The organism is Streptomyces lusitanus, from assembly GCF_042647945.1.
In the GTDB taxonomy this organism is placed as follows: domain Bacteria; phylum Actinomycetota; class Actinomycetes; order Streptomycetales; family Streptomycetaceae; genus Streptomyces; species Streptomyces pseudogriseolus.
Map to the genome: position 1 here is coordinate 464,225 of NZ_JBHRWL010000006.1, position 20,696 is coordinate 484,920.

Genomic DNA, 20,696 nt, shown 5'->3' on the forward strand with positions numbered 1-20,696 from the left:
ACCGCCGCTCGCGTACGCGCCGTTCCCGTACGCGCCGTTCCCGTGCGCGCCGTTCCCGCGCACCGCCGCTCGCGTGCGCGCCGTTCCCGCGCACCGCCGTTCCCGTACGCGCCGTTCCCGCACGCGCCGTTCCCGCGCACCGCCGTTCCCGCGCACCGCCGCTCCCGTACGCGCCGTTCCCGCGCGCCGCCGCTCGCGTGCGCGCCGTTCCCGTGTGCGCGCCTACGACCAGGTCGCCACCATGTACCCGACGCCGTACGGCGCGTCGTCATGAAGCAGCGCGCCCGACAGACCGGTGTTGCCCTCGGCCGCCCCTGCCAGCACCTGCCAGGGCGCGCGGCCCGACACCCTCAGCTCGCGCGCCAGTCCGGCGTCCAGCGCGCGCAGGGCCGCCGTGTCGGCCGTGCCGAGCGCGCGGGCGATCTCCGCGTCGAAGGGCGCCGCGCGCTCGTCCAGGTAGCCGGGCGCCTTGAGGGTGCGGCAGGCGCTGCCGTCGCCCATCACCAGCAGCGCCACCCGGTCGGCCCGGCCGGCCAGCCGCCGCCCCTCCGCGAGACACGCGTCGGGCGCGAGGGTCTCCCCCACGCCCCGCCCCTCGACGGGCGCGCCGGCCCACCCGGTCCGCCCCAGCAGCCAGGCGCCCACGGCGAGCCCGTACGGCAGTTCCCCGCCGGCCACGCCATCACCACCGGCGCCACCGTCGTCGCCACCGTCGCCGTCCCCCAGCCGTACGTCCAGGTCGACGCCGAAACCGCGGAAGGAGCCCCGGGTGCCCGCCGGATGGTCACGCGTGCCGGCGTCCGGACCCACGACCACGAGCAGGTCGGGGCGGGCGGCGGCGAGCACGCCGAGCGCGTCCGTGCAGGCGGCGCGCGCGGCGTCCAGCTCCGGGGCGGCGCCGGCGGCGACCTCGGGCACGAGCAGCGGCGGGCAGGGGCAGGCTGCGGCGGCGACAAGCATGATCAGCAGCCTACTGCGGCCGCCCGTACCCGCCCGTCGCGGCGGGTACGGGCAGTGGCGTCAGTCGACGGCGCAGCCGCCGGTGACCGCCGGCAGCGGCTCGGGCACGCCCACCTTCGGCAGTCCGAGCAGCACGCCCGCGGGCTTGGCCGCCTTCTCCGCGGTGCGCTTCTCCCAGGCGTCACCCGCGCGCGTGCGGCGCACGTCGAGGACGGGGCCCTCGGCGAGCAGGTGGTGCGGGGCGGCGTAGGTGATCTCGACCGTGACGACGTCGCCGGGGCGGACCTCCTGGTCCGGCTTGGTGAAGTGCACCAGGCGGTTGTCGGGGGCGCGGCCGGACAGGCGGTGGGTGGTGTCGTCCTTGCGGCCCTCGCCCTCGGCGACCATCAGCTCAAGGGTGCGGCCGACCTGCTTCTTGTTCTCCTCCCAGGAGATCTCCTCCTGGAGGGCGACGAGGCGCTCGTAGCGCTCCTGGACGACCTGCTTGGGGATCTGCCCGTCCATCTCGGCGGCCGGGGTGCCGGGCCGCTTGGAGTACTGGAAGGTGAACGCCTGGGCGAAGCGGGCCTCGCGGACGACGTGCAGGGTCTGCTGGAAGTCCTCCTCGGTCTCGCCGGGGAAGCCCACGATGATGTCGGTGCTGATCGCCGCGTGCGGGATGGCGGCGCGGACCTTCTCGATGATCCCGAGGAAGCGCTCCTGCCGGTAGGAGCGGCGCATGGCCTTCAGGACCGGGTCGGAGCCGGACTGGAGCGGCATGTGGAGCTGCGGCATCACGTTGGGCGTCTCGGCCATGGCGGCGATGACGTCGTCGGTGAAGTCGCGGGGGTGCGGGGAGGTGAAGCGGACCCGCTCCAGGCCGTCGATCGTGCCGCAGGCGCGCAGCAGCTTGCTGAAGGCCTCGCGGTCGCCGATGTCGGAGCCGTAGGCGTTGACGTTCTGGCCGAGCAGGGTGATCTCGGAGACGCCCTCGGCGACCAGCGCCTCGATCTCGGCGAGGATGTCGCCGGGGCGGCGGTCCTTCTCCTTGCCGCGCAGGGCGGGGACGATGCAGAAGGTGCAGGTGTTGTTGCAGCCGACGGAGATCGACACCCAGGCCGCGTAGGCGCTCTCGCGGCGGGTGGGCAGCGTGGAGGGGAACGCCTCCAGCGACTCGGCGATCTCGACCTGCGCCTCCTCCTGGACGCGGGCGCGCTCCAGCAGGACGGGCAGCTTGCCGATGTTGTGCGTGCCGAAGACGACGTCCACCCAGGGGGCGCGCTTGACGATGGTGTCGCGGTCCTTCTGCGCGAGGCAGCCGCCGACCGCGATCTGCATGCCGGGGCGGCTCGCCTTCTTGGGCGCGAGGTGGCCGAGGTTGCCGTACAGCTTGTTGTCGGCGTTCTCGCGCACGGCGCAGGTGTTGAACACGACGACGTCGGCGTCGCCGTCGGAGCCCTGGGGGGCGCGGACGTACCCGGCGTCCTCCAGCAGCCCGGCGAGGCGCTCGGAGTCGTGGACGTTCATCTGACACCCGTAGGTGCGAATCTCGTAGGTCCTGGTCGGGAGAACGTCCACGGCGGGGCTCCGGTCACTGCTGCTGGTCATGGCAACAAGGGTAGGCGTTTGCCGGAGCGGCTCCGCCCGGTGTTGCCCGTCGCGTCCGTACGGCCAGGTGGCTCAGCCGCGTACGGCCAGGTGGCAGGCGGACGCCCAGAGGACCGCGGCGCAGGCCAGACCCACCACGACCCGCACGGTCTCGGCGGACAGACCGGCCAGGACCAGCACGGCGCCGGCGACCGCCACCGCCGTCATGAGCGCGCCCGTCCACCGGTACTGCCACTGGTCGTACAGCCGGGCGAGCGGGAAGAAGTGCAGGCCGACGACGAGCGCGATGCCGACCGGGACGAACGCCGGGCGTCCGGAGGCGTTGGCCGCGGCGACGACGGCCACGATCGCGAGCAGTTCGAGGACGTTGACGACGCCCACTCCGCGCGCCCAGTTCTCGGGCAGGTCCACCGTCCGCGGCGAGGGCCGGGCGTCCTTGCGAAGCCCGAGGCGGAGCGCGACCGCCGTGATCGCGAGCGCCGCCGCCTCGACGGCCACCGGCACCGCGTCCGTCGCCGAGCCGGTGCCGGAGGCTCCCGCGAGGGCCCAGGCCAGGGCGAACAGCGAGAGCACGACGGTGCCCCGGCGCCGCAGTTGCCGGGTGAGCGCGAGGCACTCGGCGTCGGAGGCGGGCGGCGTCGGCGCGGACTCGATGGGGGACGTCATCGGTGGAGGCTACAGCGATCGCGTCAACTCGGCCCGGGGTTCACGCACTTCACTGGCCGTGCGCCGCTACGGCCGGCCCGGCCAGCCCTGCCGCCGCAGCACCGCGCCCACGTCCGGGGCCTCGTAGTGGTCGCCCTTGAGGACCTTGCCGTCGGGGCGGCGGCTGACCTGGCCGTCGGGGCCCCGCTTGGTCATGTTGGAGCGGTGGATCTCGGCGATGACCGCGTCGAGGTCGATGCCGTGGACCAGGGCGGTGCCGTAGGCGACGTAGACGACGTCGGCCAGTTCGTGGGCGAGCCGGTCGAGCGGGCCGGTGACCGACACCTCGGCGACCTCTCCGGCCTCCTCCGCGAGCAGCTCGCCGCGGTGGGCGGCGAGGTCCGGCGGGATCTCGGTCGGGGTGTCGCGGACGTCGAGCCCGAAGGCACGGTGGAACTCGCGGACCAGGTCGGCGGGGGACTCGCTCATGGCGGGGACTGTAGCGGCCGGGTCCGACACCGGCGGCCGTCCTGTGAGTTCCGCCCTGGTCAGCGGGGCGGCGGGCTGGCAGGATCGCGGCCATGTCCCACGTGCTGTCCCGCATCGGCAGGCGGCGGGCCCTGCGGGGCGCGGCCGCCGGTCTCGTGGTGCTCGGGCTGCTGCTGTGGTGGGTCGCGCCGTGGCGCGAGGAGCCGCCCGGCGGGACGATCACCATGAGCACGGGCACCCGTGCGGGCGTCTACCAGAAGTACGGCGAGCTGCTGCGGACCGCGCTCGGCAAGGACATGCCCGAGCTTCAGGTGCGGCTGGAGACCAGCGACGGCTCCTGGGAGAACGTCCGCCGGGTCGCCACCGGGCAGGCCGACTTCGCCCTCGCGGCGGCCGACGCCGTGGAGACGTACCGGCAGGAGGGGCGCACCGGCGCCGACGGGCTGCGCGGGGTGGCGCGCCTGTACGACGACTACGTGCAGCTCGCCGTCGCGCCCGGCTCGGGCATCGACACCGTCGCCGATCTGCGGGGCAAGCGGGTCGCCATAGGGCCGCCGAAGTCCGGGGTGCGGCTCATCGCCAACCGGCTGCTGCGGGCGGCCGGGATCGACCCGGAGCGGGACATCGTGGCGTCCCCGGACGGCATCGACACCGGGCCCGGGCGTCTGGGGCACGGTCTGGACGCCTTCTTCTGGTCGGGCGGGCTGCCCACGGACGGTCTGAAGAAGTACGCCGAGGAGTCCGCGCTGCGGTTCGTGCCGATCGACGCCTCCCTGGTGGCGAAGGTGCACGACCAGGGCAGGAGCGCCCGCTACTACCGCGCCACGAACATCCCCGAGTCGGCCTACCCGGGCAGTCAGCTCGGCTCGTCCGTGCCGACCATGGCGGTGTCCAACCTGCTGATCACGCGCGCGGACGCCGACCCCCGGCTCACCGAGTGGCTGACCCGCATCGTGCTGAAGAGCCGTGACGGCATCGGCGCCCATGTGCACTCCGCGCAGCTCGTCGACGTGCGCACCGCCATCTACACCGATCCGCTGCGGCTGCACGAGGGCGCCCGCCGCTACTACCGGTCCGTCAAGCCCTGACCGTCCGCCTCCGCCGCGGGGGCGTTGCGCGGCACGCTCACGGTCACCCTCAGTCCGTGCGGCTCGTGCCGCTCGTACGTCAGGGAGCCGCCGCCCGCGGCGAGCAGCGCCCGGGAGATGGACAGGCCGAGGCCCGAGCCCTTGATGTTCTGGTGCCGCCCGCTGCGCCAGAAGCGGTCGCCGACGCGGTTCAGCTCCTCGTCGGTCAGTCCGGGGCCGTTGTCGGTGACGACGACGGTCGCCGTGTCGCCGTTGGAGGCGACGGTCACCTCCACCGTCTCGCCGGACGGGGTGAACTTCACCGCGTTGTCGATGACCGCGTCCAGCGCGCTGGACAGCGCCACCGGGTCCGCCCACGCGGTGGTCGCCGGGCAGACGCCGGTCAGGGTGACGTCCTTGGCGTCGGCGGACGGCGACCAGGCGGCGACCCGCTCGGCGGCCAGGGCGCCGATGTCGACGATCTGGAGGTCGGGCTCGCTGTGCTCGGCCAGCGCCAGGTCCAGCAGGTCGTCCAGGACCTGCGCGAGCCGTTTGCCCTCGGCGCGCACGGAGGCGATCTCCTCGTTGCCCTCGGGCAGCTCCAGGGCGAGCAGCTCGATGCGCAGCAGCAGCGCGGACAGGGGGTTGCGCAGCTGGTGGGAGGCGTCGGCGACGAAGGCGCGCTGCTGTTCCAGCACGTTCTCGACGTTGTCCGCCATCTCGTTGAAGGAACGCGCGAGCCGGCGCAGCTCGGGCGGTCCGCCGGCCACCGCGACGCGGGACTTCAGCCGGCCCGTGGCGATGTCGTGGGTGGTGGCGTCGAGGACGCGTACGGGGCGCAGCACCCAGCCGGTGAGCCGGAGGGCCGCGCCGACGGCCAGCAGCATCGCGGCGGCCTCCCCCGCGGCGATGACCAGCCAGCCCTGGAGGATGCGGGACCGCATCGGCCCGGTGGGCGAGTCGGTGACCACGACAGCGACGACGTCGCCGTCCCGGATGACCGGTGAGGCGACGACCAGGCTGCGCCGCTGCCAGGGCCACACCTGCTCGGGGTCGTGGCTGCGGCGGCTGAGCAGCGCCTCCTCGAAGGCGGCGCGGACCTCGCCGGCGCGGGGCAGGAAGAAGTCGTCGGGGGCGTGCGCCATGGGGGCGTCGTTGCGGTAGAAGACGCCGGCGCGGATGCCGTACACCTCGTGGTAGCTGCGCAGCTCGCTGCTGAGGGTCTCGCGGCGCTCGTTGATGTCGCCGCCGGAGCTGTCGGCGGGCTCGGTGACGAACTGGGCGAGGGCCGCGAAGCGGGCGGTGTCGTCGATCCGGTCGACGACGACCTTCTGCTGCTGGGCGCCGGCGAGGCTGACGGCGAGGGGCACGCCGAGGGCGAGCAGGACGGCCGCCATCAGGACGATGAGCAGCGGCAGCAGTCGTGTGTGCACCCGGCCCCGCTACGCCGCGGGCGCGACGAGCCGGTAGCCGACGCCGCGCACGGTCTCGATCAGGGCGGGCATGCGCAGCTTGGAGCGCAGGGAGGCCACGTGCACCTCAAGGGTGCGGCCGGTCCCCTCCCAGCTGGTGCGCCACACCTCGCTGATGATCTGCTCCCGGCGGAAGACCACCCCCGGCCGCTGCGCCAGGAGCGCGAGCAGATCGAACTCCTTCCGGGTGAGCTGGACGGGCGTGCCGTTGACGCTGACCTGCCGGGTGGGCAGCTCGATGCGCACCGGGCCGAGGAGCACCCGGGTCTCTGTGGCGCCGGTGGCCTCCTCGTGCGTGGTGCGGCGGCTGACGGCGTGGATGCGGGCGAGCAGCTCCCCGGTGTCGTACGGCTTCACCACGTAGTCGTCGGCGCCGAGGTTGAGGCCGTGGATGCGGGAGCGTACGTCGGAGCGCGCGGTGACCATGATCACGGGGGTGCTGGTGCGCTTGCGTATCTTGCCGCAGACCTCGTATCCGTCCTGGTCGGGCAGGCCGAGGTCGAGCAGGACGACGCCGAAGCCGTCGCTCTCCGGGACGAGCGCCTGGAGGGCCTCCTCGCCGCTGCGCGCGTGGGTGACGTCGAAGCCGTGGCGGGCCAGGACGGCCGACAGGGCCGCGGCGACGTGGTTGTCGTCCTCGACGAGCAGCAGTCTCACCAGGGCCCCCTTCGGTTCATCGGCCGTACGCCTGTCGGATGTACTCATCAGGTGGGTTCATCATGGGCACACGTGGGTGCACCTTGCAGTCACGCCGATGAGGGAGGACGGCGTCAAGAGGGTTCCGGTTGCGCTTCGGTACCGTTGCCTCGCGCGGACGCGTTCCTGCTCACAAGTGCTACGACAGGTGTCCGATTGCTATCGGATCGTGATGCTCAGATTCCCCTCAGATGTAATGACGCAGGTCTGAAGGGTTACTACTGTCCTCCGAAACCGAGGAGGACGGAGCCTGAGAGCGATGACCGAAGTATCGGTGGCCAAGGAAGATGTGGCCGCGACCGGCGATCTGGTCGTCCTGAAGAGCGTCAACAAGCACTTCGGCGCGTTGCACGTTCTCCAGGACATCGACCTCACGATCGCCCGTGGCGAAGTCGTCGTGGTCATCGGACCCTCCGGGTCCGGGAAGTCCACCCTGTGCCGCACCATCAACCGTCTGGAGACGATCGACTCCGGCTCGATCACGATCGACGGCAAGCCCCTGCCCGAGGAGGGCAAGGCGCTCGCACGGCTCCGTGCCGACGTGGGGATGGTCTTCCAGTCCTTCAACCTCTTCGCGCACAAGACCGTGCTCGAGAACGTGACGCTCGGACAGGTCAAGGTCCGGAAGAAGGACAAGAAGGAGGCCGAGGAGCGGGCGCGTGCCCTCCTCGACCGGGTCGGCGTGGCCGCGCAGGCCGAGAAGTACCCCGCACAGCTCTCCGGTGGTCAGCAGCAGCGCGTCGCCATCGCGCGGGCCCTGGCGATGGAGCCCAAGGTCATGCTGTTCGACGAGCCGACGTCGGCTCTCGACCCCGAGATGATCAACGAGGTTCTCGAGGTCATGCAGCAGCTCGCCCGTGACGGCATGACCATGATCGTCGTCACCCACGAGATGGGCTTCGCGCGTTCGGCCGCGAACCGCGTGGTGTTCATGGCGGACGGCCGCATCGTCGAGCAGGCGACGCCGGACCAGTTCTTCAGCAACCCGCGCAGCGACCGTGCCAAGGACTTCCTGTCGAAGATCCTTCACCACTGAGGCGCGGCGCCCGCGCCCTGCCGACCTGCGTCACCGGACATTGACCGGGCCGCATCACTTCACCAGTCAAAGGATGTGCACCATGAAGCTCCGCAAGGTCACCGCCGCCTCGGCCACCGTCCTCGCCCTCGCCCTGACCGCCACCGCGTGCGGCGGTGACGACAGCGACGGCGGCTCCTCCTCGGGCGGCGGCAAGGACAAGATCACGATCGGCATCAAGTTCGACCAGCCGGGCCTCGGCCAGAAGACCCCGCAGGGCTACGCGGGCTTCGACGTGGACGTCGCCACCTACGTCGCCAAGAAGCTCGGTTACGAGGAGGACCAGATCGAGTGGAAGGAGTCGAAGAGCGCCGACCGCGAGACGATGCTCCAGCGCGGTGACGTCGACTTCATCGCCGCCACCTACTCGATCACCCCGGAGCGCCAGGAGAAGGTCGACTTCGCCGGCCCGTACCTGCTCGCCCACCAGGACGTGCTGCTCCGCGCCGACGACGACAAGATCAAGTCGCCTGAGGACCTGAACGACGCGAAGCTCTGCTCCGTCACCGGTTCCACCTCGGCGCAGAACGTCAAGGAGAAGCTGGCGCCCAAGGCCCAGCTCCAGCCGTACCCGACGTACTCGGCCTGCCTGCCCGGTCTGCAGAACGGCGCCGTCGACGCGCTCACCACGGACGACTCGATCCTCGCCGGCTACGCCGCCCAGGAGCAGTTCAAGGGCAAGTTCAAGCTCGGCGGCTTCAAGCTGACGAACGAGAACTACGGCATCGGCGTCAAGAAGGGCAGCGACCTCAAGGACAAGATCAACAAGGCCCTTGAGGAGATGGTCTCGGACGGTAGCTGGGAGACGGCCGTGAAGGAGAACTTCGGCCCCGCCAACTACAAGAACGAGCCCGCGCCGAAGATCGGCGACATCAAGAGCTGAGGCAACGCCTGACGGAGTGCGCCGCCCCCGGTCCGGGGCGGCGCACCGGGGCATGCACCCCTACACGCGGAAGCGCGGGAGATCGTGTTCGATTTTCTTGAAGATTACGACCTGCTGGGGGCGTTCTGGACGACGGTGCAGCTCGCTGTGCTCTCCGCCGTCGGCTCCCTGATCTGGGGCACCCTGCTGGCCGCCATGCGCGTCGGTCCGGTGCCGCTGATGCGCGGCTTCGGGACCGCGTACGTGAACATCGTGCGGAACATCCCGCTGACCGTCATCATCCTGTTCACGTCACTCGGCCTCAACCAGACCCTGGGCGTCAACCTCGGCGCGGACGACTTCGAATCGATCAACTTCCGGCTCGCCGTCCTCGGTCTGATCCTGTACACCTCGGCCTTCGTGTGCGAGGCGCTGCGCTCCGGCATCAACACCGTGCCGGTCGGCCAGGCGGAGGCGGCCCGCGCGCTCGGGCTGAACTTCAACCAGGTGCTGGGCCTCGTGGTGCTGCCCCAGGCGTTCCGATCGTCCGTCGGTCCGCTGGCGAACGTCCTCATCGCGCTCATCAAGAACACCACGGTGGCCGCCGCGATCGGCGTCGCCGAGGCGGCGCTGCTGATGAAGGAGATGATCGAGAACGAGGCGCAGCTGCTGCTGATCTCCGCGGTCATCGCGTTCGGTTTCGTGGTTCTGACGCTGCCGACCGGCCTGTTCCTCGGCTGGGTGGGCAAGAAGGTGGCGGTGAAGCGATGAGCTCCGTTCTCTACGACGCCCAGGGCCCCCGCGCCAAGCGGCGGAACGCCGTCTTCACGGTGGTCTTCCTCCTCGCACTCGCCGCCCTGCTGTGGTGGGTGTTCAGCACCCTCAACGACAAGGGCCAGCTGGAGTGGGCCCTGTGGAAGCCGTTCTTCACCGGCACCGAGGCCTGGACCACGTACATCTGGCCGGGTCTGCAGAACACGCTGAAGGCCGCCGTGCTCGCGGTGATCATCGCGCTGCCGCTCGGCGCGGTCCTCGGCATCGCCCGGCTCTCGGACCACGCCTGGGTCCGCGTCCCGGCCGGCATCGTGGTGGAGTTCTTCCGCGCCATCCCCGTGCTGGTACTGATGATCTTCGGCCTGGCGCTGTTCGCCGAGTACACCAACGTCAGCTCCGACGACCGCCCGCTGTACGCGGTCGTCACGGGCCTGGTGCTCTACAACGCCTCCGTCCTCGCGGAGATCGTGCGCGCCGGCATCCTGTCCCTCCCCAAGGGCCAGTCCGAGGCCGCGATGGCGATCGGCCTGCGCAAGAACCAGCTGATGCGGCTGGTCCTGCTGCCGCAGGCGGTCACCGCGATGCTCCCGGCCATCGTCAGCCAGCTCGTCGTCATCGTGAAGGACACCGCCCTCGGCGGCGCCGTCCTCACCTTCCCCGAGCTGCTCGCCTCGGCCAACACGATGAGCGGCTACTACGGCGCCAACGTGATCGCCAGCTTCACCGTGGTCGCCGTGCTGTTCATCGCGCTCAACTTCGCCCTCACCTCCTTCGCCTCCTGGCTCGAGGCGCGCCTGCGCCGCAGCAAGCGCAGCACGGGTGCGGTGCTGGGCGTCGAGGACGTCGACGACATCAACGCGGCCGAGGTCGGCGGTCCGCACAAGACCGACAAGGTCTGACACTCGACCGCACGTGACATGACTGTGGCCCGCCGGGAACGGCGGGCCACAGTCATGCCGGTGACCGGCCGTCGTCACCGTGACGGATGAGCGATGCGCCCCTGACTCATGTGATGAACTGTCACATGCTGGGACGGCTCCCGCGACAGCTCATGATCGCCACCGCCCTTCGGTCACTTGACGCAAGCACCGGCAATGGGTTGCATACGTTCTGTGATCGTGCACCCTGCTCCACCTTCCTGTTCCCCCACGTCCTCCCCGACGTCACTCCGAGCAGGGAGCGCCGCGCCGTGGACCCGGTGATCGTCGTCGGAGCGGGGCCCGTCGGGCTCACGCTGGCGCTGGCGCTGGCGCGTCAGGACGTGCCGTGCGTGGTCCTCGACGAGGGCCCGGGCAAGGACGACCCCCGGCCCGCCCGAACGGTCGTGCTGCGCGAGGACACCGCCGCGCTGATGGAGCGGCTGACCGGCCTGGCCCTCGACCACGCGGGCTTCCGCTGGGCCGGATGGCGGTCGGTGCGGCGCAAGCAGGTGACGAACGAGGTGGCCTTCGAGGACGCCGAGGCCGCTCCCCTGCACATCGCCCAGCACGTCCTCACCGGCGCCCTGCGCGCCGCCCTGGAGAACGAACGGCTCGTCAAGGTCGCCGTGGACAGCCGGCTCGACGCCCTGGAGCAGGAACGGTCCGGCGTCACCGCCCACACCCGGGGCGCCTCGGGCACCTGGTGGCGCGGCAGTTACCTGGTCGGCTGCGACGGCCCGCGCTCCACCGTGCGCAAGCTCCAGGACATCCGCTTCCCCGGCCGCACCGCGGTGGAACGTCACGCCGTCGCCGCCCTGCGCACCGAACTCCCCTGGCAGGACGAGGCCCTGCTGCACCGCTCACCGCCCTGGCGCACCTCCGGCCCCTCCGCCGGGGAGATCACCGCCCGTCCCCTGCCGGACGAGGTGTGGCGCCTGGACTGGCTGCTGCCGCCGGGCAAGGACCTGGTCACCCCCGAGATCCTGCTCACCCGCATCCGGGAGACCCTGGCCGGCTGGAACAACGGCACGGTGCCGCCGTACGAACTCCTCGACACCGGCGTGCACACCGTCCACCACCGGCTGGCCCGGCGCTGGCGGGCCGACCGCGTCTTCCTCGCCGGCGACGCGGCCCACCTGCTCGGCGCGCTGGGCACGCACGGGCTGGACGAGGGGCTGCGCGACGCCGACAACCTCGCCTGGAAACTGGCCCTGGCCTGGCATCACGGCCCGCACGAGGCGCTCCTCGACAGCTACCAGACCGAGCGCCGCGCCCTCCTCGCCTCCCGGCTGCGCGCCGCCGACCAGGCACTGCCGCTGCTGCGAGGCGGCGGAGGGCTGCGCACCTACGTCCCCGGCTCCTCGCGCAGCCTCGACACGCTCCTGATGGACGGTCACCTCGGGCGCGGAGCACTGGGCGCGCCCGGCACGTACGCCGGCTCGCCGCTCGCGCCCGGCCGCCTGGAGGGCGAGGCGCCGGTCGGCACGGCGCCGGGAGCCCAGGTCACGGACGTCACGGTCACCGCCGAGGACGGCACCTTCGTCCGCCTGCGGGACCGGCTCGGGCGCGGCGCCCTGCTGGTGGTGCTGATCGCCCCGGGCACGGGGGTGTGGGAACGCCGCCACTGGGTCTCCGCCGGCATCATGCCGCGGCTCGCGGCGGCGGTCTCCGCACTGCCGCACCGCGCGGAACTGCTGGTCGCCGAGAGCTACCCGGGCGCGGCGGCCCACACGGTCCTGCTCCTCCGCCCCGACGGCCACCTCGTCACGGCGCTCAACGGCGTCCGCCCGGCGGACCTGTACGCGGCGGCGGAAGCGGCCCTGGGCGGGCCGTCGGGCGCGGCGACGTCGGAGGCGGGGGCCGACGGCCGGTCGCCGGGGGCGGGGGCCCGGGAGGACGCGGGGGCTCGGGCGCGGTGAGGCGCGGAGGCCGCTTGGCGGCGGTTCGGTGAGGTGGCGAGGGTGCTGAACGGGGGCGCTTCGGAGCAGTGGGGTGCGCTGAACGCGGGCGCGCACGCCACGCCGGCGTCCACATCGTGGCGAGCGGTTGAACGTGGTCGCGGCCCCGTGGTGTACTCCCGCCCATGACCGACACCCGCGTGCACCTGTGGCGGAGGGTCCACATGGACCTGCTCCGCTACGCGGGCTGCGTGTGTCGCCCGTCCTGTTGATTCGCGTCGTTCCCCCTTCTTTCCGCGCGCCCTGACCGTCGTCCCGGACGGCGTCGTCCCCGCGCGCGTTCCGCGACTTCACCTCCAGGACGGTGCACATGTCTGTCTCCCCCGCTGCCCCTGCCTCCGTCTCCGCGCGCGCATCCGCATCCGCGCCGACCCAGGCCGAACTCCTCGACTTCGTACGGCGTGCCGTCGCCGACGCCGATCTGATCGCCTCGCTGCCCCTCGACCCCGAGGGGCGGACGTGGGTGCGGCTCGACGGGCCGGGCGGCAGCGAGGCCTGGCTGATCGGCTGGCCGCCCGGCACCGGCACGGGCTGGCACGACCACGCGGACTCCGTCGGCGCGTTCATGACCGCGTCGGGCGAGCTGAAGGAGAACGCGCTCGCCGTGCGGCTGCCCACCGACGGCTGGACGACCCTCGAACTCGCCGAGGGCGTCGACCGGGAGCGCCGGCTGACGGCAGGACAGGGCCGCGCCTTCGGCCGCCACCATGTGCACGAGGTGCTGAACGAGTCCACGGAGCGGCATGCGATCTCCGTGCACGCCTATTACCCGCCGCTGCCGCGGATCCGCCGCTACAGCCGCGCAGGCCAAATCCTGCGCCTGGAGCAGGTCGAACGCCCGGAGGACTGGCAGTGACCGGGGCCGAGTCCGAGCAGCACACGGCCCGGGACGATGGACGGCCGCCCGGCATCGACGAACTGCTGGAGCGCGTTCGCGCCGGATACGCGCGCATCGAGGCCCGCGAGGCGTACGACGCCTGGCGGTCCGGCGAGGCGCTCCTCGTGGACATCCGTTACGCCGCCCTGCGGGAGCGGGACGGGCTGATTCCGGGCGCGCTGGTCGTCGAGCGCAACGAACTGGAGTGGCGGCTGGACCCGCGGGGCAGCCACCGTCTCCCCGAGGCCACGGGTCATGACCTGCGCATCGTGGTGATCTGCAACGAGGGGTACGCCTCCAGCCTGGCGGCGGAGTCCCTCCACCGGCTGGGACTGCACCGGGCCACCGATCTGGTCGGCGGCTTCCAGGCCTGGCGGGCGGCGGGACTTCCGGTGACGACGGCGGCCCTGTAGCGAAGCGCCCGGTTGTTCGGGTGCCCTGGCGTCCGGGTGCTCGCTCAGTACCCCTCGTCGCCGAGGAACTCGGTGTCCTCGCCCTCCTCCTCCAGCGCCTGGCGGACCACGCGGAGGGCCAGGCCCTCCGGGTAGCCCTTGCGGGCGAGCATGCCGGCGAGGCGGCGTATCCGCTTGTCGCGGTCGAGCCCGCGGGTGGCGCGCAGCTTACGGGCGACCAGTTCGCGGGCGGTCTCCTCCTCCTGCTCGGAGTCGAGCCGGGAGACGGCCTCGTCGATCAGCGCGGAGTCCACGCCCTTGGTGCGCAGCTCCCGGGCGAGGGCGCGCCGGGCCAGCCCGCGGCCGTGGTGCCGGGACTCCACCCAGGCGTCCGCGAAGGCGCTGTCGTTGATCAGTCCGACCTCCTCGAACCGGGACAGCACCTCCTCGGCGGCCTCGTCGGGGATCTCCCGCTTGCGGAGGGCGTCGGCGAGCTGCTTCCGGGTGCGCGGGGTCCCGGTGAGCAGCCGCAGGCAGATCGCCCGCGCCCGCTCCACCGGGTCCCCCGGAGGTTCCTCCCGCTCTGCCCTCACCGAGTCGGAGGCGCCTCCGTCCGCCGCGGCCGCCTCGCCGAAGGAACGGCGCCGGCGTCCGCGTCCACCGTGCGGCCCGCCGTCACGCGAGCCACCCGTCCGTGCCGTACGACCGCCACGTCGCCGGCCACCGCCACCGCCCGCTTCCGGGAGGCCGGGGTCCGCGTCGTCGTACGCCGTGTCACCGCCCAGGGCCGGGTCCTCGCCGCCCACGGCGTCCCTCCCCCGTGGGACACCGGGAGCCTCGTGACCGGGAGCCTCGTACTCGTACTCGTACTCGTACTCGGCCCAGTCGGTTCGCCGGGTCACGGGTCAGCTCTTGGCCGCCGCGGCCTTGGACTTGGAGCCCTTGGCCGCCGGGGCCGGCACCGCCGCGGGCTCGGCCGGAGCGGCGGCGTCCGCGCCCGCCTCGGCGGAGGGCTGCTCGGGCCGGACGCCCACGCCCAGCTTCTCCTTGATCTTCCGCTCGATCTCGTTGGCGAGGTCGGGGTTGTCCTTCAGGAAGTTGCGGGCGTTCTCCTTGCCCTGGCCGAGCTGGTCGCCCTCGTACGTGTACCAGGCGCCGGCCTTGCGGACGAAGCCGTGCTCCACGCCCATGTCGATCAGACCGCCCTCGCGGCTGATGCCCTGGCCGTAGAGGATGTCGAACTCGGCCTGCTTGAAGGGCGGCGCGACCTTGTTCTTGACGACCTTGCAGCGGGTGCGGTTGCCGACCGCCTCGGTGCCGTCCTTGAGGGTCTCGATGCGGCGGATGTCGATGCGCACGGAGGCGTAGAACTTCAGCGCGCGGCCACCGGTCGTGGTCTCCGGCGAGCCGAACATCACGCCGATCTTCTCGCGGAGCTGGTTGATGAAGATCGCGGTGGTCTTGGACTGGTTGAGCGCGCTGGTGATCTTCCGCAGGGCCTGGCTCATCAGACGGGCCTGGAGACCCACGTGGCTGTCGCCCATCTCGCCCTCGATCTCCGCGCGGGGGACGAGCGCCGCGACGGAGTCGATGACGATGAGGTCGAGGGCGCCGGAGCGGACCAGCATGTCCACGATCTCCAGGGCCTGCTCGCCGTTGTCCGGCTGGGACAGGATGAGGTTGTCGATGTCGACGCCGAGCTTCTTCGCGTACTCGGGGTCGAGGGCGTGCTCCGCGTCCACGAACGCGACCTGGCCGCCGGCCTTCTGCGCGTTCGCCACCGCGTGCAGGGTCAGGGTCGTCTTGCCGGAGGACTCCGGTCCGTAGATCTCCACCACGCGGCCGCGCGGCAGGCCGCCGACGCCGAGGGCGACGTCGAGCGCGGTCGACCCGGTCGGGATGACCTCGATGGGCTCGTTCGTCCGGTCACCCATGCGCATGACCGCGCCCTTGCCGAATTGCCGTTCAATTTGTGCGAGCGCGGCGTCGAGCGCCTTCTCGCGGTCGGTTCCTGCCATGGGTTCCACCCGGTTTGCTTGAGTCGATCGCTTCACGTCAAAGACGCTAACGCCTGCCACTGACAACGCGCCCCGACGCACGTCCGGCCTGTGGATAACCCGGGCATCCACCCACCCGAACTAGGGCGGAACGCCCGGCGTTGAGCCTCACCGGCTCCCCCATAAGAATGGATGTTCGATTTTCGTGTCAAGCCGCACCGCCGGAGGACCCACGCCCCCTCGACGTCAGTGACCCCGGCCCCTCACGCCCCGGCCGTCCCGCCGTCCCGAGCCCCGGCCGCACCAGCGCCAGGCGTCCCCGCACCAGCCGCCCTGGCGCCGGCCGCCCCGGCGCCGCCGCTCTCCGGTCGCCGCTGGGCCCACAGCCCCCGGACCCGCCGGCCGAAGGCGCCCGGCCCGCCCGAGCCGCGGTGCCCGTGCACCCGCGGGTCGTCGGTGACGTCGTACCGCTTCACGTACGCGCCGAGGAACGCCTGGAGCGTGGCGACGGCGGGGATGGCGACCAGGGCGCCGACCGCGCCGAGCAGGGCGGTGCCCGCGATGACCGATCCGAAGGCGACCGCCGGGTGGATGTCGACGGTCCGGGCGGTCAGCTTGGGCTGGAGCACGTAGTTCTCGAACTGCTGGTAGACCACCACGAAGACCAGCACCCACACCGCGTACCAGGGCGCGACCGTGAAGGCGATCAGCATGGGCAGCGCGCCCGCCAGATACGTGCCGATGGTGGGGATGAACTGCGACACCAGCCCCACCCACACGGCCAGCACGGGGGCGTACGGGACGTCGAGGAACTCCAGCAGGACGTAGTGCGCGAGGCCCGAGACGAGGGCCATGAGGCCGCGCGAGTAGATGTAGCCGCCCGTCTTGTTCACGGCGATCTCCCAGGCGCGCAGCACCTCGGACTGCCGGGCCGGCGGCAGCACGGAGCAGATGGTGCGGCGCAGCCGCGGTCCGTCGGCGGCGAAGTAGAACGAGAACAGGCCGATGGTCAGCAGCCGGAACAGCCCGCCGAGCACCTGGGCGGACACGTCCAGCACGCCGGTGGCGCTGTTCTGGACGTAGTTGCGCAGCCAGTCGGACCGCAGCAGGTTCTCCTGGATGTCGACGCGCCGCAGTTCGGTGTGGAAGTGGACGTTGATCCAGTTGATCAGCGAGTCGAGGTACTGCGGGAAGTCCTCGACGATCTTGATGATCTGCTCCGCGAGCACCGAGCCGAGCAGCGTGACGAACCCCGCCCCCACCACCAGGACGCTCACGAAGACGAGGAACGTGCCGAGTCCCCGCCGCACCCCGCGCGCGGCCATCCAGCTCACCGCGGGTTCCACGGCGAGCGCCAGGAAGAACGCGATCAGCACGTTGATCAGCAGCCCGGTGAGCTGGTGGAAGGCCCAGCTGCCGAGCTGGAAGACGGCGATCAGCGCGAGCGCGAGCACCATGGCGCGCGGCAGCCATCGCGGCATCCGGGCGTGCGCCCGGGGCGCGGGATCCACCGGCGGGCCGGCGGGCGGGGGCGTGCCGGGCACGGTCGTGTTCTGGCCCGCGGGCCCGGTCTCGTCGGTGGCTGCCACGGCCCAAGTCTCACCCACGGCGACGACACCTGTCCGCCCCCGTGGGGGTCATGTGACGATCAGCGCAGTTCCCGGGGGACGTCCATGACGGAGCAGACCACCTGCCAGACGTCCTTGGCGTCCCAGCCGGCCGCCAGCGCCTCGTGGACGGTCCGTCCGCCGAGTTCGGACATGACATGGTCGCGCGCGAAGGTGTCGGCGTAGCCCGCGCCGAAGTACTCCGTCATGCGCTCCCAGAAAACCGTCAACCGCATGCGACCCAGTATCCCGCCTGCGGGGGTGGCTCCGTGCCACGGGCCCTGCGGGGCTCCGCCCTGCCCCTACGGTCGGTGCCATGGCCGACACCGCAGCCGTACCGCTCAGCCCGACGTCCCCTCCGCAGGGCGCGCTGGCGCGCGCGGAGCGCTTCGTGTGGCTCACCGCGCGCGTACTGGAGCAGCGCCTGTTCGCCCATCACTTCCGCGACGGCGCCGCGGGCCCGGTGGAGACCGCGCTGGAGGCGTACCGGAACGACGACGGGGGCTACGGGCACGCCCTGGAGCCCGCCCTGCGCGGACCGGCCAGCCTCCCCGCGCACACCGCACGCGCGCTGCACGTGCTGGACGCCGTGGGACGCTGCGACGCGCGCCGCGCGGAGGACGTGTGCCGGTATCTGACGTCCGTCTCGACGGCGGAGGGGGCGCTTCCCGCCGTGTTCCCCGCCGTGCGCCCGGCCGGGAGCGGTGACGGGGCGGCCCGCCTGCCCGGCGCACTGTCGGCCACCGCGCCGGTGGTGGGGCTGCTGCACCGCAACGAGGTGTGGCACCCGTGGCTGTTCCGCGCGACCGACTTCTGCCGGCGGACCGTGGAGTCGCTGGAGGCGGCGCGCCCCGAGGACGTTCAGGCCGCCGTGCTCTTCCTGGACCACGCCCCGGACCGCGCCCGCGCGGAGGCCGCCGCCGAGCGGCTGGGCCGTCTGGTGCGCCGGGAGGGGCTGGTGGTGCCGGACCCGGACGGCCCGGGCGCGCAGCCGAGCGCTCCCGCTGACGCCCTCAGTCACACGCCCGTCCACCCCCACTTCCCGCACGACTACGCGCGCACCCCGGGCTCACTGGCGCGCGCGTGGTTCACCGACGCGGAGATGGAGCGGTCCCTGGACGTCCTCGCGGCCGGGCAGCAGGCCGACGGAGGCTGGCCCGTCCGCCCGCGTCCGGGCGCTCCGGAACCTACCCCGGTCGCCCTCCTGGAGGCCCGCCCCCTCGCGACGATCGAGGCACTGCGCACCCTGGCCGCCTACGGCCGCTCACTCGCCTGAGGAGGACACCAAGGGGCCGGACAAGCCCGGCCAAGGCGCCCCCCCCTCACCCGCCCAGCGCCCGCACCCCCGCCGTCACGAGGACGGCCGCCGCCACCACGAGCAGGAACGGCGCGCGCAGCAGGAGCGCCACGGCGGCCGCCGCCAGACCGGCCGCCCGCGCGTCCAGCACCAGGGCGCGGCCGTCCGCGAAGGCCTGCTGGGCCGTGAGGGCGGCGAGCAGGGCGACGGGCAGCAGCGCGGCGAGCCGCCGGACGAGGGGCCGTTCGAGGACGCCTGCGGGCACCAGCAGCCCGGCGAGCTTCACGGCGTAGCAGCCGACGACGGTCAGGCCGATCGCGAGCCAGATGTTCACCGCTCCTCCTCCCTCGTGCGGGCGCGTGAGGCGTTCCTGCGGCCGTGCGCCCACAGGACGGCGGGCGCCGCGAGCGCGGCCACCAGGACCGGGACGCCGGCGGGCAGCACGGGCAGCAGGCCGAGTCCCAGCAGCACGGCGAGCGCGGCGACGGCCCGCTCAGTGCCGGTCCGCAGCATGGGGGCGAGCAGCGCCAGGAACACGGCGGGACCGGCCGCGTCCAGGCCCCATGCCTTGGTGTCGCCGATGGCGTCCGCGCCCAGCGCGCCGAGCAGCGTGGTGAGGTTCCACAGGACGTAGAGGCTGAGCCCGGTGACCAGGAAGCCGATGCGGGCGGCGCGGCGGGTGGGCTGGGCGAGCGAGACGGCGGTGGTCTCGTCGATCACCCACTGCGCGGCGAGCGGCCGCACCGCGCGGGGCAGCGCCAGCAACTGCGACAGCCGCAGCCCGTAGAAGGCGTTGCGCACGCCGAGGAAGAACGCTCCCGCGGCGGCCGTGACGGCGCCGCCGCCCGCCGCGAGCGCCCCCACCAGGGCGAACTGGGAGGCGCCGGTGAACACCAGCAGGCTGAGCGCGCAGGTCTGGAGCAGGCTGAGCCCGCTGCCCGCCGAGGTCACGCCGAAGGCGAACCCGGAGAGTCCGACGGCGACCCCGACGCCGAGGGCGTCCCGTACGACGGCGCCGTCCGGCTTCGCTCCGCCGTCGGAGGGCCCGTCTCCGGTGCCGGACCGTATGTCCGCGTACTCGTGCTCTGCTGTCCGTTCCGCTGCCACGCCCCGGACGCTACGGAAAGGTCCCCGCGCGCGTCTTGTACGTTCTTGCGCTCGCGCTGGTAGGCGCCCGGCGGGACGCCGACGATCCGGCTGAAATGCCGGTTGAGGTGCGGCTGGTCGGTGAACCCCACGGTGACGGCCGCCTCGGACGGTGTCGTCCCCGCGTCCAGCAGCCGCCGGGCGCGTCGTACGCGCGCGTCGGTGAGCCAGGTGTGCGGGGGCATCCCGTAGGCGGCGCGGAAGGCGCGCAGCAGGGCGAACGGGCTGGTGCCGAGGTCGGTGGCGAGCCGCTCCAGGGTGGGCGGCTCGGCCATGCGCTCCTCGAGCACGGCACGCGCGCGTGCCGCGGTCCGGGCGCCGGCGGTGCGGACCTCGCGCCGGGGCAGCGTGCCGCCGTTCAGCCGCAGCAGCCGGGTGACCACGACCCGCAGCAGGGTGTCGGCGGCGAGCGCGTTGCCCTCGTCGGTGGCCCGCAGCACCTGGTGGACCAGCCGCACCGTGTACGGGTCGTCGAGCACCGGTGTGACGAAGCCGGGGGTGCCGCGCAGGGTGGTGGTCTCGGAGGCGATCGCGGCCACGACGTCCGGCGACGGATAGACCGCCCCGTACCGCCAGCCCTCGGGGACGCCCGCCCGGCCGGTGTGGGGCGTGTCCGGGTTCACCAGGGCGAGGGCGCCGGCGCCCGCGTACTGGTCGCCGCCGCCGTGGTGGAAGACCTCGACGCCGTCGGCGATGGCGGCGATCACGAAGTGCTCGTGGGTGTGCCGGACGAACGACTTGCGGATGTAGCGGGCGCGCAGCAGGTCGACACCGGGCAGTTCCTCGTACCGCCAGTGCCGCGCCCGTTCCCCGCGCGTTTCCGCCATACCGTCATTGTCACGCGGCCCGGCCGGCGCCCGGACCGGCCCGGTTGT

22 protein-coding genes and 1 pseudogene are annotated in these 20,696 nt (G+C 72.7%); 10 read left to right on the forward strand and 13 right to left on the reverse strand.

The features are described 5' to 3' along the window. Window positions 1-222 precede the first annotated feature (222 nt). The 4 genes from ACFOSY_RS11545 to ACFOSY_RS11560 all read right to left on the reverse strand — a co-directional run bounded on the left by ACFOSY_RS11545 (window position 223) and on the right by ACFOSY_RS11560 (window position 3,681). Window positions 223-960 (reverse strand): class III extradiol dioxygenase subunit B-like domain-containing protein, encoded by a 738-nt coding sequence (locus ACFOSY_RS11545; protein ID WP_394306666.1) that lies wholly within the window; start codon window positions 958-960, stop codon window positions 223-225. Between the two features lie 60 nt (window positions 961-1,020). Next, on the reverse strand, window positions 1,021-2,547 hold the full coding sequence (gene miaB, locus ACFOSY_RS11550; RefSeq protein WP_394306667.1) for a tRNA (N6-isopentenyl adenosine(37)-C2)-methylthiotransferase MiaB: 1,527 nt from the start codon (window positions 2,545-2,547) through the stop codon (window positions 1,021-1,023). Between the two features lie 72 nt (window positions 2,548-2,619). Beyond that, on the reverse strand, window positions 2,620-3,213 hold the full coding sequence (locus ACFOSY_RS11555) for a hypothetical protein (protein ID WP_394306668.1): 594 nt from the start codon (window positions 3,211-3,213) through the stop codon (window positions 2,620-2,622). A gap of 66 nt (window positions 3,214-3,279) precedes the next feature. After that, window positions 3,280-3,681 carry a pyrophosphohydrolase domain-containing protein gene (locus ACFOSY_RS11560; protein ID WP_394306669.1) on the reverse strand — a complete coding sequence of 134 codons (402 nt, stop codon included), beginning with the start codon at window positions 3,679-3,681 and terminating at the stop codon, window positions 3,280-3,282. A 92-nt stretch (window positions 3,682-3,773) separates the two neighbouring features. Here ACFOSY_RS11560 and ACFOSY_RS11565 point away from each other — a divergent pair, with 92 nt between their 5' ends. After that, complete coding sequence (locus ACFOSY_RS11565; protein ID WP_394306670.1) at window positions 3,774-4,769, forward strand: TAXI family TRAP transporter solute-binding subunit; 996 nt, start codon at window positions 3,774-3,776, stop codon at window positions 4,767-4,769. On the opposite strand, the gene ACFOSY_RS11570 is transcribed toward ACFOSY_RS11565, so the two are convergent. Continuing rightward, window positions 4,748-6,181, reverse strand: coding sequence for a HAMP domain-containing sensor histidine kinase (locus ACFOSY_RS11570; protein WP_394306671.1), 1,434 nt, complete (start codon window positions 6,179-6,181; stop codon window positions 4,748-4,750). The two genes, ACFOSY_RS11565 and ACFOSY_RS11570, sit on opposite strands and share 22 nt — an antisense overlap. 9 nt (window positions 6,182-6,190) lie before the next feature. Continuing rightward, entirely contained in the window at window positions 6,191-6,877 is a 687-nt protein-coding gene (locus ACFOSY_RS11575; RefSeq protein ID WP_394306672.1) for a response regulator transcription factor, read from the reverse strand. Between the two features lie 298 nt (window positions 6,878-7,175). Between ACFOSY_RS11575 and ACFOSY_RS11580 the strand changes: the two genes are divergently transcribed. The 8 genes from ACFOSY_RS11580 (at window position 7,176) to ACFOSY_RS11615 (ending at window position 13,795) form a co-directional block, all read left to right on the forward strand. Next, a complete protein-coding gene (locus tag ACFOSY_RS11580) occupies window positions 7,176-7,952 on the forward strand; it encodes an amino acid ABC transporter ATP-binding protein (protein ID WP_031022847.1) in 777 nt (258 codons plus the stop codon). Between the two features lie 82 nt (window positions 7,953-8,034). Next, the gene (locus ACFOSY_RS11585) at window positions 8,035-8,874 is read left to right on the forward strand and encodes a glutamate ABC transporter substrate-binding protein (protein WP_394306673.1); all 840 of its coding nucleotides are present in this window, start codon (window positions 8,035-8,037) and stop codon (window positions 8,872-8,874) included. Window positions 8,875-8,958: 84 nt separating this feature from the next. Beyond that, entirely contained in the window at window positions 8,959-9,624 is a 666-nt protein-coding gene (locus ACFOSY_RS11590; protein WP_394306674.1) for an amino acid ABC transporter permease, read from the forward strand. Continuing rightward, window positions 9,621-10,526, forward strand: a complete 906-nt coding sequence (locus ACFOSY_RS11595; protein WP_394306675.1) for an amino acid ABC transporter permease — start codon at window positions 9,621-9,623, stop codon at window positions 10,524-10,526. The genes ACFOSY_RS11590 and ACFOSY_RS11595 overlap by 4 nt, the downstream gene beginning before the upstream one ends. A gap of 290 nt (window positions 10,527-10,816) precedes the next feature. Continuing rightward, window positions 10,817-12,466: an FAD-dependent monooxygenase gene (locus tag ACFOSY_RS11600; RefSeq protein WP_394306676.1), complete on the forward strand. Its 1,650-nt coding sequence runs from the start codon at window positions 10,817-10,819 to the stop codon at window positions 12,464-12,466. A gap of 164 nt (window positions 12,467-12,630) precedes the next feature. Continuing rightward, a complete protein-coding gene (locus tag ACFOSY_RS11605) occupies window positions 12,631-12,717 on the forward strand; it encodes a putative leader peptide (RefSeq protein ID WP_323807142.1) in 87 nt (28 codons plus the stop codon). A gap of 98 nt (window positions 12,718-12,815) precedes the next feature. Continuing rightward, window positions 12,816-13,361, forward strand: a complete 546-nt coding sequence (locus ACFOSY_RS11610) for a cysteine dioxygenase (protein ID WP_394306677.1) — start codon at window positions 12,816-12,818, stop codon at window positions 13,359-13,361. Then, on the forward strand, window positions 13,358-13,795 hold the full coding sequence (locus tag ACFOSY_RS11615) for a rhodanese-like domain-containing protein (protein ID WP_394306678.1): 438 nt from the start codon (window positions 13,358-13,360) through the stop codon (window positions 13,793-13,795). Before ACFOSY_RS11610 ends, ACFOSY_RS11615 begins: the two co-directional genes overlap by 4 nt. 44 nt (window positions 13,796-13,839) lie before the next feature. On the opposite strand, the gene recX is transcribed toward ACFOSY_RS11615, so the two are convergent. The 4 genes from recX to ACFOSY_RS11635 form a co-directional block, all read right to left on the reverse strand. Then, complete coding sequence (gene recX / locus ACFOSY_RS11620; RefSeq protein ID WP_394306679.1) at window positions 13,840-14,676, reverse strand: recombination regulator RecX; 837 nt, start codon at window positions 14,674-14,676, stop codon at window positions 13,840-13,842. A gap of 3 nt (window positions 14,677-14,679) precedes the next feature. After that, window positions 14,680-15,792, reverse strand: a complete 1,113-nt coding sequence (gene recA, locus ACFOSY_RS11625; protein WP_394306680.1) for a recombinase RecA — start codon at window positions 15,790-15,792, stop codon at window positions 14,680-14,682. A 242-nt stretch (window positions 15,793-16,034) separates the two neighbouring features. Then, entirely contained in the window at window positions 16,035-17,360 is a 1,326-nt protein-coding gene (locus tag ACFOSY_RS11630; RefSeq protein WP_394306681.1) for an AI-2E family transporter, read from the reverse strand. 59 nt (window positions 17,361-17,419) lie between these two features. Next, complete coding sequence (locus tag ACFOSY_RS11635) at window positions 17,420-17,614, reverse strand: DUF3046 domain-containing protein (protein WP_006130038.1); 195 nt, start codon at window positions 17,612-17,614, stop codon at window positions 17,420-17,422. A gap of 80 nt (window positions 17,615-17,694) precedes the next feature. Here ACFOSY_RS11635 and ACFOSY_RS11640 point away from each other — a divergent pair, with 80 nt between their 5' ends. After that, entirely contained in the window at window positions 17,695-18,654 is a 960-nt protein-coding gene (locus ACFOSY_RS11640; protein ID WP_394306682.1) for a hypothetical protein, read from the forward strand. A 46-nt stretch (window positions 18,655-18,700) separates the two neighbouring features. Here the strand turns inward: ACFOSY_RS11640 and ACFOSY_RS11645 are convergent, their stop codons facing one another. The 3 genes and pseudogenes from ACFOSY_RS11645 to ACFOSY_RS11655 form a co-directional block, all read right to left on the reverse strand. Next, window positions 18,701-19,009 (reverse strand): AzlD domain-containing protein, encoded by a 309-nt coding sequence (locus ACFOSY_RS11645; protein ID WP_006130040.1) that lies wholly within the window; start codon window positions 19,007-19,009, stop codon window positions 18,701-18,703. Continuing rightward, on the reverse strand, window positions 19,006-19,743 hold the full coding sequence (locus tag ACFOSY_RS11650) for an AzlC family ABC transporter permease (protein WP_394306707.1): 738 nt from the start codon (window positions 19,741-19,743) through the stop codon (window positions 19,006-19,008). The genes ACFOSY_RS11645 and ACFOSY_RS11650 overlap by 4 nt, the downstream gene beginning before the upstream one ends. Continuing rightward, window positions 19,629-20,648: pseudogene (locus ACFOSY_RS11655) on the reverse strand (AraC family transcriptional regulator); the annotation flags it as partial. The gene ACFOSY_RS11650 and the pseudogene ACFOSY_RS11655, both read right to left, overlap by 115 nt. Window positions 20,649-20,696 lie beyond the last annotated feature (48 nt).